The organism is Streptomyces sp. NBC_00012 (genome assembly GCF_045040875.1).
Lineage (GTDB): Bacteria > Actinomycetota > Actinomycetes > Streptomycetales > Streptomycetaceae > Streptomyces.
Genome location: NZ_CP108310.1, coordinates 527,826 through 541,785, shown reverse-complemented (window position 1 = coordinate 541,785; position 13,960 = coordinate 527,826). Strand labels below are relative to the sequence as shown.

The 13,960-nt window shown below is 68.5% G+C and carries 10 protein-coding genes and 7 pseudogenes; 15 read left to right on the top strand and 2 right to left on the bottom strand.

The annotated features are described in order from the left end of the window. The first annotated feature begins 206 nt into the window (after nt 1-206). The 3 genes and pseudogenes from OHA19_RS41865 (at nt 207) to OHA19_RS41855 (ending at nt 3,109) form a co-directional block, all read left to right on the top strand. A complete protein-coding gene (locus tag OHA19_RS41865; RefSeq protein WP_331749805.1) occupies nt 207-995 on the top strand; it encodes an SAM-dependent methyltransferase in 789 nt (262 codons plus the stop codon). Nucleotides 996-1,631: 636 nt separating this feature from the next. After that, nucleotides 1,632-2,645 (top strand): annotated as a pseudogene (locus OHA19_RS41860) (IS256 family transposase); the annotation flags it as partial. Further along, complete coding sequence (locus OHA19_RS41855; protein WP_331749807.1) at nt 2,642-3,109, top strand: hypothetical protein; 468 nt, start codon at nt 2,642-2,644, stop codon at nt 3,107-3,109. The pseudogene OHA19_RS41860 and the gene OHA19_RS41855, both read left to right, overlap by 4 nt. A gap of 242 nt (nt 3,110-3,351) precedes the next feature. On the opposite strand, the gene map is transcribed toward OHA19_RS41855, so the two are convergent. Then, nucleotides 3,352-4,134, bottom strand: coding sequence for a type I methionyl aminopeptidase (gene map / locus OHA19_RS41850; protein WP_331749811.1), 783 nt, complete (start codon nt 4,132-4,134; stop codon nt 3,352-3,354). A 64-nt stretch (nt 4,135-4,198) separates the two neighbouring features. Between map and OHA19_RS41845 the strand changes: the two genes are divergently transcribed. From OHA19_RS41845 to OHA19_RS41810, 8 genes and pseudogenes are all read left to right on the top strand, one after another. Further along, nucleotides 4,199-4,504, top strand: a complete 306-nt coding sequence (locus OHA19_RS41845; protein WP_331749813.1) for a helix-turn-helix transcriptional regulator — start codon at nt 4,199-4,201, stop codon at nt 4,502-4,504. Nucleotides 4,505-4,507: 3 nt separating this feature from the next. Continuing rightward, nucleotides 4,508-4,786 (top strand): annotated as a pseudogene (locus tag OHA19_RS41840) (DDE-type integrase/transposase/recombinase); the annotation flags it as partial. 282 nt (nt 4,787-5,068) lie between these two features. Beyond that, nucleotides 5,069-5,217: pseudogene (locus tag OHA19_RS41835) on the top strand (helix-turn-helix domain-containing protein); the annotation flags it as partial. 417 nt (nt 5,218-5,634) lie between these two features. After that, the gene (locus OHA19_RS41830; RefSeq protein ID WP_331749815.1) at nt 5,635-7,422 is read left to right on the top strand and encodes a serine/threonine-protein kinase; all 1,788 of its coding nucleotides are present in this window, start codon (nt 5,635-5,637) and stop codon (nt 7,420-7,422) included. Further along, nucleotides 7,419-8,582 (top strand): serine/threonine-protein kinase, encoded by a 1,164-nt coding sequence (locus OHA19_RS41825; protein ID WP_331763073.1) that lies wholly within the window; start codon nt 7,419-7,421, stop codon nt 8,580-8,582. Before OHA19_RS41830 ends, OHA19_RS41825 begins: the two co-directional genes overlap by 4 nt. 951 nt (nt 8,583-9,533) lie before the next feature. Then, nucleotides 9,534-9,869, top strand: a complete 336-nt coding sequence (locus OHA19_RS41820; protein WP_405753477.1) for an AAA family ATPase — start codon at nt 9,534-9,536, stop codon at nt 9,867-9,869. Next, the gene (locus OHA19_RS41815) at nt 9,866-10,630 is read left to right on the top strand and encodes a DUF899 family protein (RefSeq protein ID WP_331749820.1); all 765 of its coding nucleotides are present in this window, start codon (nt 9,866-9,868) and stop codon (nt 10,628-10,630) included. The genes OHA19_RS41820 and OHA19_RS41815 overlap by 4 nt, the downstream gene beginning before the upstream one ends. Before the next feature lie 357 nt (nt 10,631-10,987). Beyond that, a pseudogene (locus tag OHA19_RS41810) lies at nt 10,988-11,423 on the top strand (relaxase domain-containing protein); the annotation flags it as partial. On the opposite strand, the gene OHA19_RS41805 reads toward OHA19_RS41810, so the two are convergent. Continuing rightward, on the bottom strand, nt 11,416-11,742 hold the full coding sequence (locus OHA19_RS41805; RefSeq protein ID WP_405722597.1) for a hypothetical protein: 327 nt from the start codon (nt 11,740-11,742) through the stop codon (nt 11,416-11,418). The pseudogene OHA19_RS41810 and the gene OHA19_RS41805 sit on opposite strands and share 8 nt — an antisense overlap. Nucleotides 11,743-11,759: 17 nt before the next feature. On the opposite strand from OHA19_RS41805, the pseudogene OHA19_RS41800 reads away from it, so the two are divergent. The 4 genes and pseudogenes from OHA19_RS41800 to OHA19_RS41785 all read left to right on the top strand — a co-directional run. Further along, nucleotides 11,760-12,150, top strand: a pseudogene (locus OHA19_RS41800) (IS6 family transposase); the annotation flags it as partial. A 113-nt stretch (nt 12,151-12,263) separates the two neighbouring features. Then, nucleotides 12,264-12,569 (top strand): annotated as a pseudogene (locus OHA19_RS41795) (DEAD/DEAH box helicase); the annotation flags it as partial. A gap of 64 nt (nt 12,570-12,633) precedes the next feature. Further along, complete coding sequence (locus OHA19_RS41790; RefSeq protein WP_037701150.1) at nt 12,634-13,056, top strand: YjbQ family protein; 423 nt, start codon at nt 12,634-12,636, stop codon at nt 13,054-13,056. 309 nt (nt 13,057-13,365) lie between these two features. Beyond that, nucleotides 13,366-13,959: pseudogene (locus OHA19_RS41785) on the top strand (hemerythrin domain-containing protein). The last annotated feature ends 1 nt before the right edge of the window (nt 13,960 follow it).

The window sequence follows — 13,960 nt, the reverse complement described above, 5'->3', positions numbered from 1 at the left end:
TGAAGAAAGCGGCAATCTTCGGATAAGACGGTCTCTTTCGTCGACCTGAGCGGCACAAGACGATCGTGTACGCCCTGCAAGCCAAGGTGGACGCCACCAACGTCGCCTCCGACGTGAAGGGCACGTTCCGAGCTGTCACGTGGGCGGGCCTGGCATGATGCCGAGGACCAAGGCTGCCCTTCAGACACTACGAGACGAGAAGCGAAATGACTGAGCAGACAGAGATCGAGGCCCAGATCCGCAGCGGCGTACCGCACTCGGCCCGCGTGTGGAACTACTGGATCGGAGGCAAGGACCACTATCCGGTCGACCAGGAACTGGGAGACCAGGTTATCGAGAGCTATCCCCAGACCCGGGACCTTGCCCGTGCGTCACGGGCCTTCCAAGCGCGTGCGGTGCGTTACCTGGCCGACGAGGCGGGAATCACGCAGTTTCTCGACATCGGAACCGGGCTCCCCGTCCAGAACAGCACCCACGAGGTCGCCCAGAGCATCCAGCCGAAGGCACGCATCGTCTACGTCGACAACGACCCGCTGGTCCTGGCCCACGCCCGCGCCCTCTTGACGAGCGCACCGGACGGCATGACGAATTACGTGCACGCGGACATGCTGGAAGCCGAACAAGTACTCCACGAAGCCGGACAGACCCTGGACATGACCCAGCCGGTAGCCGTCATGGTGCTGTCCACGCTGGGACATGTCGATCCCCAGTCCGGCATCGACCTCATGCGCCGATACATGGCCGGCACCGTAGCCGGAAGCTATCTGGTGCTCTGCGACACGATCGCCACACCACAGACGCTGGCGGCCCAGGAGGCCTACGCGGCCGGAGACACTCCGCCCTACCTGGTGCGCCAGCCTGAGGAGATCCTCGCTAGCGCCGACGGGATGGAACTGGTCGACCCGGGATTCGGGTCCATCTCCCTGTGGCGTCCGAGCCGGAGCGAAGATGGTGCTGAGCCCGTCGATCAGTGGGGGTTCGTCGCCCGCAAGTGATATGTGACGCTTGCATACCCGCGGGCCATGGCCGAGACCCCGGACCGGCTTCGTTCCGCTGGGTGGCAGTACTGGATGATGGGAAGGGCTGCCGGGAGCGATAACACTTACTGCCGGTGGGTGTGAGCGACTTCGGGTCTGTTCAGCGCACCGGCGTTCATCCGCCCGGACAACCGGGGTCATTCGGTGGGGTGGCTGGACTGTCTCAGGCCGGGCGCGCCGTCGGAGCCGGGCTTGAATCATCTGGCGGGTGTCCCACACGGTTGCTGCGGCGAGGAATTCAGCTGTGTAGTTGCTGGCGACGTCCCGGACGCCCAACTGGCGTACCGGGCACGGGGATCGGTCACTGCCCCCTCCTGGTTGTGCAGGACCTCGGCGCACGCGGGTCACGTCGCACAGGCCCGCTCGGTGGCCCGGGCGGCGTACGACGGATTCGCCCGCGACATGCGGATCACCTGGGTGACGGAGCAATGCTCAGGACTTGTGGATCGGTTCCGGAAGGGCATGCAGAAGGCGTACCTTCCCGAATGATCCTTAAGGTCTCCGAGTAGGCCTGCGTTGCAGCGCGGGTCGGGAAGGTACGCCCGTGCTCAGCGTAGTCACCGACGACGGCTCCACGCAGTCTGGCTCCCTGATCGACGGAATGACCGCCGCGTCGACGATGAGACCGCCGAGCGCAAGCGGTTCTCCTCGAAGATCCTTCCGCCGTGGTGCCGCAAGTCCCCGAAGATCTCCGAAGTGCCGCCGCTGCTCTACCTGCACGGCCTGTCTTCCGGCGACTTCGTCCCGGCGCTGGAGCAGTTCCTGGGCGGCACGGCCGGCCTGTCGGCCGCGACCGTGACACGGCTGACCAAGCAGTGGAGCGACGACCACTCCGCCTTCCAGAACCGGGACCTGTCCGACCGCGACCTCGTCTGCGTGTGGGCGGACGGCGTACACCCGAAGGTCCGGCTCGGCCAGGTCCACTCGTGCGTCCTGGTCCTGCTCGGGGTCCGTCTGGACGGCACGAAGGAGCTGATCGCCCTGGCCGAGGGCCTGCGCGAGTCCACCGAGTCGTGGGCCGACCTGCTGCGCGACTGCCGCCGACGCGGCATGCGTGACCCCGAGCTGGTCATCGGCGACGGCGCCATGGGCCTTTGGCGGGCGCTCGCCGAGGTGTTCCCGGCGGCCAGGCCGCAAAGGTGCTGGGTTCACAAAGCCCGCAACGTCGCCAACTGCCTGCCCAAGTCCGCGCAGCCCGGCGCGACGAAGGCGATGCAGGAGATCTACAACGCCGAGGACCGCACCCACGCGGAGAAGGCGATCGAGGCGTTCGCGAAGACCTACGGGGCAAAGTTCCCGAAGGCCGTCGCGAAGATCACCGAGGACCGGGACGAACTGCTCGCGTTCTACGACTTCCCTGCCGAGCACTGGATTCACCTGCGGACCACCAACCCCATCGAGTCGACCTTCTCCACGGTCAAGCTCCGCACCAAGGTCACGCGAGGCGCGGGCAGTCCGGCGGCCGCGCTCGCGATGGTGTTCAAGCCGGTCGAGTCCGCTCAGGCGCGATGGCGCGCGATCGCCGGAGCCCACCTGGTGTCCCTGGTCCGCGCGGGCGCACGATTCGAGAACGGCGTCCTGGTCGAGCGCGAGAAGCCGGCCGCATGAACGTCCACGAGATCATGCAGAACCCGGACGAGCACGTCCGCTTTGCGGCCTACCTCGACAAGCTGGGGCACGTTGCCGACCCGGACGAGGTCGACCTGGTCGGCAGCGTGCTCACTGATCCGGACCAGACGATGGCCCAGTCCGCCGTGCTGCGGCACCTGGACCGTCGAGCCGCCGGCCTTTACCCCGGTCCCGTCTACGAAGGGTGGGCGCAGGCGTTGACCCAGGCCACGATCGACCACCCCTTCCTGGCTCAGCGCCTGCGGGCGTGGTCACTCTTCCGCGCCGTCACGCTCAAGATGCCCTGGCAGCCGGACGACCTGCTCGCGGCATCCAACTGGCTCCAGCTCAAGACCGCCGCCGGGACGAACACCGAGGCCATCGAGATCCTCGCCGAAGCCGGCCGCACCAAACGGATCCGCAACACTGCCAGGACCGGCCTCAACCACCGCAGCGAGAGCTGAAATCAACTCACCCACAACTCTTGACCATTGCCCGCGGCCGGACGACGGCGACGGCAAGTTTGTTGCGGGTACGCATGGGTGTGTTTCCCATCCAAGAGGGCCGCCTGCCCGTCTTCGTCGCCGTCGGCACGCTCCGCTTCGACAAGGTGCTCTGCATGCTGGACTTCCGGCCAGAGCAGTAACCCACGCGCGAGCAAGGAGCCCGTCCTCTGCGTGCCGTCGGGGCAGCGGTGTGGGCTCTCTTACGGCTGTGCCTGCGAGGGCAGGGTGAGGATTTCGACTCCGTCGTCGGTGATGGCGATGGTGTGCTCGCTGTGTGCGGTCCGGCAGCCCGTCGCGCTGCGCAGCGTCCAGCCGTCGGCGTCGGAGACGAGCGTGGCGGTGTCGGCCATGACCCAGGGCTCCAGGGCGAGCAGCAGGCCGGGGCGCAACTTGTATCCGCGGCCGGGCCGTCCGGTGTTCGCGACGTGCGGGTCCTGGTGCATGGTCGAGCCGATGCCATGGCCTCCGAACTCGGTGTTGATCGGGTAGCCCGCCTCACTGAGGATCGTGCCGATGGCGTGGGAGAGGTCGCCGATGCGCGCCCCCGGCGTTGCGGCGGCGATGCCGGCGGCGAGCGCCCGTTCGGTCGTCTCGATCATCGCAACGCTCTCCGCGGGCCTGGCCTTGCCCACCAGGAAACTGATCGCGGCGTCCGCGGCCACCCTGCCCCTGGTGACGGCCAGGTCGAGGGTCAGCAGGTCCCCGTCGGCCAGCGTGTAGTTGTGGGGCCGCCCGTGGAGCACGGCGTCGTTGACGGCCGTGCAGATGTAGTGACCGAACGGGCCGCGCCCGAAGGAAGGTGCGTAGTCGACGTAGCAGGACTGCGCTCCTGCCTCGGTGATCATCTCCTTGGCCCACTGGTCGATGTCCAGCAGGTTCGTCCCGACCGTGCTGCGCTGCTTCAGCGTGTGCAGGATGTCTCCGACCAGGGTGCCGGTGCCCCTCGCCCGCTCAAGCTGCGCGGAGTTCAGGATCTCAATCATGGGGGCCTCTCACGTGCGTCCAATAACTATCCCGGTCTAACTGTACCGGTATTAGAATGGGGGCATGGTCAGGTTGCCGCTCACCCCCGCCGAGGTAGAACGCGGACAGCGTCTCGGCGCCCTGCTCCGCCGAGCCCGGGGCTGCCGCTCGATGCTCGACGTGGCACTCGCTTCGCACATTTCGCCGGAGACTCTTCGGAAGATCGAATCCGGTCGTGTGGCCACCCCCGCCTTCCCGACCATCGCAGCGATCGCCGACACCCTGGGCCTGTCTCTCGACGCGGTCTGGGCCGAGATCAGCCAGCCGGAGCGCACCATCGAGGATCAGTCGGTCCTGTCCGTCGCACGGCATGCATCGCTGGTTTCGTAGGGCCGCGGGGTGATGCCCTCGGTCGAGCACCGTTCCCACAAAGGCCTGAACAGCCTGGCCGAGAACTCCCACCAGCCAACGAGGCAGCGCGAACGCGCCATGAAAGGCTTCCGCAGCGTCGGAGGAGCTCAGAGATTCCTGGCCGCGTTCAGCGGCATCTCACCCCACTTCCGGCCACGCCGGCACCGGAGGACCGCCCCCGACCACCGCACCGAGATGACCGTCCGCTTCGTGATCCGGGACCAGATCACCGGCGCCACCGCCCCACCCACCGCAGCGTGACCCAGGACCCCACCCAACCCCCACACGCCCTGACGCGCCCTCAACCGATCAACACTCCACCAACGTGACAACGCCGCGCCCGGGCCTGCGTGCACTGCCGTCCGGACATCGACCTCGGCGTGCTGTAACCACGGCTCGATCAATGATCGACGGTGCCGCCCAGGATGAAAGAGAGCGGGACCAGGAAAGGCTCAGGATGCCTGAGGGCGATCATCAACAGGGGCACCATGAGGGTCCACCCCAAACGGCTACTGGCCTGCTGAAGCCTGCCTGGGCGCGCTGATGCTGGGAAAAGCCGAAGAGATCGGCCGTCGCGTACGCCGCGCACGGCTCCGCCTCGGCATGACTCAGGCCGACCTCGCTGTCGCTCTCGGCAAGACGCAGGGGGGTAGGTCTCGAAGATGGAACGCGGACACATCGAGCAACCCCGCGCCCAGGTCGGCTGCCGGCGACGTCCTCGTCGGCCGAGGAGCAGCGACAGGCCGGCCGCCGCGAGCAAGGTCAGGACCGCGGGGATCGGGCGCTCCAGGAGGGTAGGGCCTGATACCGCGGCGATGGCGGCGATGACCACGCATGCCTCGCCCGCGCAGAGGTGACCGGACACGGCCGGGGCCGGGGCGGCGGCCCAGAGTAGGAGAGGACGGTGTGTGGGGGAGCGGGCGTACGGTGCCTCCGAGAGCCCGGTTGGGTCACGGTAGGGGTGCGCAGGGCGTCGGCGTCTGCTGGTAAGGGGGCGGCGGGCGATGCCGGCCGTGATCGCGGACCACTTTGCTGGATGAGGGCCCCTGGCTACACTGCGGGGTCGACCATGGGGCTGACCGCGAACGGGGAGCTGGGGGAGGCTGGCGTTGACCGCTGGGGGAGAGACGTTCGGGGCCGGCCGTGGGGCGAGGATCCAGCCGCTGGAAGAGGGCGATCCGACAGACCTCGGCACGTACACGCTGCTCGGACGGCTCGCGGCGGGCGGGATGGGGCGGATCTACCTCGCCCGGTCGCGAGGCGACGGATCGCTGGCTGCGGTCAAGACGCTTCTTGCCGAAGGGTACATCGGTGATGTGGACCGGCGGCGGTTCGCACGCGAGGTGAAGATTGCTCGGCGCGCGGAGGGAGTGCGCACCGCCCGGGTGCTGGACGCCGATCCGGAGGCGGAGCGGCCGTGGATGGCGACGGAGTACGTGCCCGCGCCGTCTGTCTCCGAACTCGTGCGCCGCGCCGGGCCGTTGACCGGGACGGCCGCCCGCTGGGTGACGCGCGGCGCGCTGGAGGCGTTGGTGGAACTGCACCGGCAGGACATCGTGCACCGGGACGTCAAACCGCAGAACCTGCTGCTGGAGCTCTCCGGTCCACGCCTCATCGACTTCGGAATCTCGCACGCGGCGGATCTGACGCGTACTCAGCTCACCCTGGGCACCCTCGCGTTCACGTCCCCCGAACAGGCGCGCGGTGAGCCCTCCACCGCAGCGTCCGACGTGTACTCGCTCGGCGCCACCCTCTTCCACCTCGCCGTCGGGCGCTCCCCTTATCCGCCCGATACCGAGATGCTGCTCCTGCTGACGTACGTGGCGGAGGCGGACACAGATCTGGCCGGGCTGCCGGACGAACTCGGGCCGGTGGTCCGCGCCTGCCTTGCGCTGTCGCCGGAGGACCGGCCGAGCGCGGAGGAACTGCTGGAGCGGTTCGCCTTCGAGCTGGCTGAGATGCCGACGGCGCCGGACGCGGGCGGATGGCTGCCGACGCCGTGGACGCGGCTGATCGAGGGTTACGCACGTCAGGGCCGCGCCCTGACCGCCGACCCGCGTGCCGAGGCGCCGGAGGATGAGGAACGGACGCGGGTGCTGCGTGAAAAGACGCAGGACGGGACGGCGGCGACGCAGGTACTCCGGGAGGCGCCCGAGACCGAGACCGCGCACGGGGACCCGGCGCGTACGGAGGCCGAAGGGCCGTCCCGTACGGGAGTCGCAGCGGAGGCCGAAGCCCCCTCCCGTACAAATGCCGCCACCCCCACACCCGCCGACCACCCCGGCATCAGCGGAGGTGCCCGTGTCCTGGTCCGCTCCGTACAGGCCGTCATGGCCTCCCTCCTCCTGCTCCTCGCCGGCGGTGCCGCGTACGGCTACTACTGGTACAGCCAGGCGGACAACTCGGACGCCACCGACCGAGCCTTCGACGCCGTCGCGACAGGCGACTGCGTCACCACCGACCTCGACTTCGAACACGGCTGGACGGACGAGGCACCCCGGACCGCCGATTGCCGCACCGCGACCAATGCGCCGTGGAGGGTGATCGCGCGGGAGAAGGGCGGGCTCGTCGAGCGGTGCATGGGCGGTGACGGGGCGATGGCGTGGACGCGACAAAGCGGCGCGGGCATGGTCAGCCTGTGTCTGGAGCGCAGGTTCACCAACGGAGAGTGTGTGCTCGGGCCTGAGCCGACGGACAACGCCGTCCTCCAGGTCATGCCGATCATCGGGGACACCGTCTTCGCCACCACCGTCGACTGCTCCGGCACGCCTCCCCGGGGGCGGGCGGTGCTGCGGGTGGTCACCTCTGCGCAGGTCGAGCGGGGCTGCCCCGAAGAGGCCGTCGTGCAGTACCGGTTCACCGAACGGGGGCGCCTGCTGTGTCTGGCCTTGGTGTGACCCCGAGCCCGCTGCACCGGTCCGATCCGCCGGACCTCGGTCCGTACCGGCTGGTGGGCCGGCTCGCCGTCGGCGGTATGGGCCGCGTCTACCTCGCCGTGCACTCCGTCACGGGCGAACTGGCGGCGGTCAAGACGCTGCTGGTGGAGGACGAGATTGGCGACGCCGACCGGCAGCGGTTCGCGCGGGAGGCGGCCCTGGCCCGGCGGGTGCCGGGACGGCATACGGCCCGGCTGCTGGACGCGGCCCCCGGGGCGCGGAGGCCGTGGCTGGCGACGGAGTACATACCGGCGCCCTCCCTCGGTGAACTCGTCGCCCGAGGCGGGCCCGTGGACGCCGTGACCGCCGCCTGGCTGGCCGCCGAATGCGCGACGGCTCTGACGGCGCTACACGCGGCCGGTGTGGTCCACCGAGACCTCAAACCGCAGAACATCCTGCTGCCGGCCGATGGCGTCAAAGTCATCGACTTCGGTATCTCGCACGCCACTGATCTGACCCGGACGCGGCTGACGCTGGGCACGCTCGCGTACATAGCCCCGGAGCAGGCGCGCGGCGAACCGGCGACTCCGGCGGGGGACGTGTACGCGCTCGGCGCGACGCTGTGCACCCTGGCGACCGGCCGGGCGCCCTACCCCGACATCGGCGATCCCATACGGCTGCTGGGGCTCGTTGCACGCGGCGCCGTTGACACCACAGGGGTACCGGAGCCGTTGCTCGGGCTGGTGTCAGCGTGCCTCGCGGCCGATCCGGCGGACCGGCCGCGTCCGGGGGAGCTGCGGGAGCGGGCGGAGGCGGTGGGCCGAGCGGGCGCGTCCCGGATGCCGGACCGCTGGGCGGGGATCGTCCTGGCGTACCAGCAGCAGGGGCGGGAACTGTCTGAGAAACACGCGGGAGACCCGGCGCGAGGAGCCGAAGGCCCCGCATACGACGAAAGCCCCGTGCACGACGCCGATGCCTTGTACGGCAAGATCTCCGCGTACGCCGAGAACCCCCCGTACACCAGAACCCCCTCCCGCCGCATCGCCGGCCTCTCCCCCCAGGGCTGGCGCGCGGCAGGAAGCTTCGCCGCGAACTGCGCGGGCCTCGGCCTGTTCCTCCTCGGCGGACTGGCCGTCCTCGCCACGGTGATCGCGATCGTGGTCGCCGTGGCCACTGATTGACCCCGAGCTCTCTACGGCGTTGGGAGATCGGCGTTTCATTCTCCCGCCGGATGTTCACCCCGTCACGCCCTCGCCGCAACGATTGACCCGGGTGCTCTCGTTCCCGGGAGGCACGGTGTGATCGGAGCTGCCGTATCGGCGGTCACTCCTCGCCGACGCCGCCGCGCTCGGCTTCATCATGTCCTGCGAAGAGCGCACCGGATTCCTCCTCGCCACCCTCGCCGAAGCCCTCAAAGAGGTGTACTTCCAGGACGGCGGCCGCCGTGCCGGCGGCGCCCATCGGCAGTCAGCCGACGGCACTGGAGTGGGCCCGTGTCAGGGAGCAGCGCGTCCGGGCCGTCCTGGAGGGGAAGGCCCCGACCGCCCAGGTCGCCCTGCTGTGAGGTGATAGGTAGGGGCATGACCGCTGTAGCCAGGCCGGGCCCCTGGCGGACCCTGGCCTATGACTGGGTAGTCACGGCTTCGTGCAGCCCGTACCCCGTCCGGCCCGCTCTCGGCCGCCCGGAACAGCTCGACCCGACCCGCCACGCTCCAGCCGTGCTCCGCCCAGTACGGGTGGGAGCTGATCAGGCAGGACAGCCGGATCAGCTCCCGTCGCAGCTCGGCCGCCCCGACGGCGGGGCGCAGGGCGAGCTGGTTGTAGATGCGGATCTGCCGACGTCTGATGTGATCCAAGGTTCGTAGTTGGTGTGGTGGGCGTGCTTGAGCTGGGGTGTTGAGGGTTCTTTGATAAGTGGGTGGGTGCTTCCTGGGTGTCTGTGGCAGTGGTGACGGGGTGTCTGGCCTGGGGATGATCAGGGTTTGTTGATAACGGTGGTGCGGTGTTGGTGATGGTCTCCGGCATCTAAAGGGTCGGTGCGGATTTGTGCTGGTCAGCCGCTTGCTGCGCGCTTTCACTAGCAGCGTTTGCCCGGCACTTTGGGCAGCAGTTGGAGGTCGACGGGCTCGGAAATGTTCAGGAGGGATGGACGCCAGCGCATGGGTGAGACTGAGCGGCCGAGTTGGCCTGCCTTTGATGGCGTCGAGATACTGACCCCTGTGAGTAGCGTCGCGTTCGTGGTCATCTCAGGTCTACCGGGCAGCGGGAAGAGCACCCTGGCACGGAGTCTGGCCAGGCGCCTCAGCTTTCCGGTGATCGATAAGGATGTGATCCTGGAGCCCCTCTACGACTCGCTCGGAGTCGGTGACCATGCCTGGCGAAACAGGCTGAGCAGAGCAAGTGACGACATCATGTTCGCCTTGGCAGCGGACGCCGGCCGGCGAAGGGACGAAAGGACAAGGTCATGACTGATCAGGAGAACAGGACGGCCGACCGCGCGGCGGCGTTGCCGGCGGTGGCCGACCGGGCCACCTTCCAGGCAGAACTGGACAAGCTGCGGGTGCGGGAGAAGGCGCACACCCGGGAAGGTGACGCGATCGCTGCGGCCCGACGGCGCCTGCCCATGGTCGAGGTGGCCGCCGATCTCGAGCTGACGGGGCCCGACGGGCCGGTCACTCTGCTCGAAGCGTTCGAAGGGCGCGGCCAGCTCATCGCCTACTACTTCATGTGGCACCACGGCCACCCCGCGGCCGAGCAGTGCGAAGGCTGCACGTGGGTCACCACCCAGGTTGAGGAGCTGTCCTACCTTCACTCGCGCGACATCACCTACGCGGTCTTCTGCCAGGGCCCCTACGAGGCAAGCCGCCGCTACCGCGACTTCATGGGCTGGGACGTGCCGTGGTACTCGGCAGTCCCCTCCCAGGACGTGCTCCTGGTCGGACGCCATGTCGGCATGATGCACCTCGTGTGCTACCTACGGGACGGCGACCGCATCTTCGAGACCTACTGGACGACCCTGCGCGGCGTAGAGGCCATGGACTACAGCTATGCACTCATGGACCTCACCGTGTACGGACGTCAGGAGCTGTGGGAAGACTCGCCCTCCGGCTGGCCCCGCGTTCAGGGCACGCCCGCCGATCACGTCCGACTGCGGAGCAACGGACGCCCCATCCCTCAGTGGTCACGACTCGAGGCTGGCCGTTCCGACGACCTCACACCGAGGCCCTGACGCTCAAGCGGCCACGCAGGGCCGGAGAGGTCGGCGATGACCGTGCAGCCCGGGGCGATCTCCGTGTAGCCGCGCGTCGCGGACCACCGGGAGGCCCGCGGCCAGACATCGCGGCGCCTGCAGCGGCCGCAAACCAGCGCTCACCCCCCAAGCAGGCGCAGGTCAGGGGCTACTTCGTTTGTCTTCTCGGCGAAACCTGCTGGGGCCCCCACCTGCGCCGATGCCGAGGCCGCGTCTCCGACGAGCAACCGCGGCACCAAAGGATTGCGCACGCCCGGCCGACGGAACGAGTGCGCATCGAGCCTGGATTCCGGCGTTTCCGCAGGAAGCGGTGCGCACGAAGACGTGGGCCCTACAGCGTGGGAGCCGCGCGAGGCGACGCCCGGCCGACGGCCGGTCATGGAGATTGCCGGCATCGACCAGCGGCTCATCGGCTGGCAGTCGACCCGCCGTCAGCAGATCGCCGACGCGATGTCTGTCCTCGTGGCCGACTACGAGGAGAAGCAGGGGCACCCGCCGGGGGAGCGGGCCTCCTACGCGCTGGACTGCCAGGCCGGCGACCGGACGCGCCCGCCGAAGCGCACGGTGCTGTTGTCGCTGACCGAGCTGCGTGAGCGATGGCGGGCCTCGGCGATCCGGGCCTACGGTGCCGACGTCATCGACCGGTTGGCGGAGCGGGCGCGGCTGGCGGCCGCAGCAGTGTGGGCGCGGGCGCGAACCAGCCGTCGACGTCGCCGTGGCCGCCGTCGAAACCGTCGCCGTGGTGTACGTGATGCGCGGCGCGTTCAAGCGCCGGACCCCAGGAGGAGTTGCGTGAGCACACCGGAAGAACCCAGTTTCGATGACATCCTCGCCCGCGCACGCGAAGCCGCCCCGGAGCTGAATGCCGTGCTTGATGAGCCTGTGCTGTGGGAGCCGATCTGGAAACGGCCCCGGACACCGAAGTCGAAGGCGGAGAAGAAGCAGGACTGCGCAAGCAGCGACGGCGGCTTCAGGACGCCGGACGCCGCCGCTTCATCACCGGGCAGTCGCGCCGGCCCCGGCCCCGACAGAACCGCATCGGCGGCACTGTCACGTTGGCTGACGGGTGGGATGATCTTCGGGTTGATCATGGTGGAGGGGGTTGTCCGTGGGCAGTACGCCGCCGTCGAAGGGGCACCGGTACCCGGTCGAGGTGATCGATCTCCCACTGCGTGTGGCTGTGCTTCCGCTTCTCGTTGTCATCCCGCGAGGTGGAGCTGATGCTGCAGCGCGGCATCATCGTCTCCTACGAGACGGTCCGCCGCTGGTGCCTGAAGTTCGGACAGGCTTATGCCGACGGACTGCGCCGCCGTCGGCCACGGCCCGGAAAGTGGCACTTGGACGAGGTCTTCATCAAGGTCAACGGCGAGCTGAAGTATCTGTGGCGGGCCGTCGACCAGATTGGCAACGTCCTCGACATCCTCGTCCGGAATCGGCGGGACAAGGCCGCGGCAAGACGCTTCTTCCGCCGCCTGATAAGGAAGACCCGTACGGTGCCGCACCCGTGGCGTCCTGGATTTCACGTCCGCATGACGTCACCTATTCCCTTGCCTGCTCCCGCACCGGATTCACTGCAGGCCAGATTCACTTTCGTATTCCATTCGGCCCGTTCTACGCCCGCTCGGTGAAGCTGCGCCTGGCCACCGTCGTCGGCGGAATGCCGATCGGCAGGCAGGCCAGTGCGCTGCGCGGTGGCGCCGAGGTCGTCGTCGCGACGCCGGGCCGCCTCAAGGACCTCATCGACCGCGGTGACCGCCGGCTGAACCAGGTCGCGATCACCGTCCTGGACGAGGCCGATCAGATGGCCGACATGGGCTTCATGCCCCAGGTCACCGCGCTCCTGGACCAGGTCCGCCCCGAGGGGCAGCGGATGCTGTTCTCCGCCACCCTCGACCGCAACGTCGACCTCTACCGGCGGAGTCCCGGAGGAACAACCCATCTGGCCCTTAGTGCTTTTGCTCCGTGATGGGTACCGGTGAAGCATGACCGGCACCTTCACCACCCGCACCATCAACATTGCAACCGGCGCCACTGAGACCATGCACGACCTGACGAACGCATGCTCCGCGTTCCTCCGGGAGGTCGCTCATGGGCGAAACGGACTGCTGAACGTTTTCACCCCCCACGCGACATCCGGCCTGGCCATCATCGAGACCGGCGCGGGCAGTGACGATGACCTGTTGGCAGCCCTCCGCGAAATTCTTCCCGCGGACGACCGTTGGCGAGCCCGCCACGGTCGTCCAGGCCACGGCAGTGACCACGTGCTCCCGGCACTGGTACCACCACACGCCACGCTGCCCGTAGTCAATGGTGAGCTGGAGCTGGGGGCCTCGCAGTCCGTTGTACTGGTGAACTCCAATCGGGAAAGCCCCGAACGCCAAGTCCGGCTGTCCTTCCTCGGCTGACCACACCACCCACGCGGTCCTGCGGCTGAGGGTCTATCAGGAATCAGGTGTGGTTCGTCTGTTTGGCCTACGGGTTCTTCGGTGGGCTGTTCGGTCTACGCTCGTGTGGCGGTAAGGCGACCGTCGAAGAGGACGTCGAACTCGTTGAGGGCGGTTTTCCAGCGGTTTCATCACGGAGACGTGGGCCGGGGAGGTGAGTACGGCGTGGTTCCCGCGCGCGTGGCGCGGGTTTTGCGTCCGGGGTGTGTTGTCTGTGTGCTTGCCACCTCCCCGAGGGGTGATAGACGCGAGGAGAGGTGCTGTGTCGCGATGGAACCTGGTGGCGATGTGATCGCGGAACTCGCGGCCGACCACCGTGAGCTGGAGGATCTGTTCACACAGATCGAGTTGCAGCCCGTCGACCACCCCCGGCGGCGGGAACTCGCGGACCGTCTGACCACGGAACTGGTACGGCACACCGTCGCCGAGGAACGGCACCTCTACCTCGCGGTCCGCAAGCACGTACCGCACGGTGCGGCACTGGCCCGACAAGGAACTCGCCGATCACGCCGGAGCCGAGCGCATGCTCAAGGACCTCGAAGACCTGAGCGTCGATGACCCGCAGTTCAACGACACGATCGCGAAGCTGAAGTTCGAGATCGCCTCCCACGTGCGCGAGGAAGAACACGAACTGTTCCCGAAACTCGCAGCCACCCTCCCACCCGAGAAGCTGGACGAACTCGGCCGACTGGTACGCCGGCCAGGGAGACGGCGCCCACCCGCCCCCATCCCCCGCTCCCGAACACCCCGCCCACCCGCCCCCATCCCTCGCTCCCGTACACCCCGCCCACCAGCAGACTCCTCGTTCCGGGCGCCGGGCTGGTGGACCGGGTGCGCGACCTGCTCCGCACCACGCCCCGTTGAA

What these genes read in the sequence shown, in the direction of transcription:
- OHA19_RS41865 (WP_331749805.1), top strand. Translation starts at nt 207, where the DNA reads ATGACTGAGCAGACAGAGATCGAGGCCCAGATCCGCAGCGGCGTACCG.
- OHA19_RS41855 (WP_331749807.1), top strand. Translation starts at nt 2,642, where the DNA reads ATGAACGTCCACGAGATCATGCAGAACCCGGACGAGCACGTCCGCTTT.
- map (WP_331749811.1), bottom strand. Translation starts at nt 4,134, where the DNA reads ATGATTGAGATCCTGAACTCCGCGCAGCTTGAGCGGGCGAGGGGCACC.
- OHA19_RS41845 (WP_331749813.1), top strand. Translation starts at nt 4,199, where the DNA reads ATGGTCAGGTTGCCGCTCACCCCCGCCGAGGTAGAACGCGGACAGCGT.
- OHA19_RS41820 (WP_405753477.1), top strand. Translation starts at nt 9,534, where the DNA reads ATGTTCAGGAGGGATGGACGCCAGCGCATGGGTGAGACTGAGCGGCCG.
- OHA19_RS41815 (WP_331749820.1), top strand. Translation starts at nt 9,866, where the DNA reads ATGACTGATCAGGAGAACAGGACGGCCGACCGCGCGGCGGCGTTGCCG.
- OHA19_RS41805 (WP_405722597.1), bottom strand. Translation starts at nt 11,742, where the DNA reads ATGATCAACCCGAAGATCATCCCACCCGTCAGCCAACGTGACAGTGCC.
- OHA19_RS41790 (WP_037701150.1), top strand. Translation starts at nt 12,634, where the DNA reads ATGACCGGCACCTTCACCACCCGCACCATCAACATTGCAACCGGCGCC.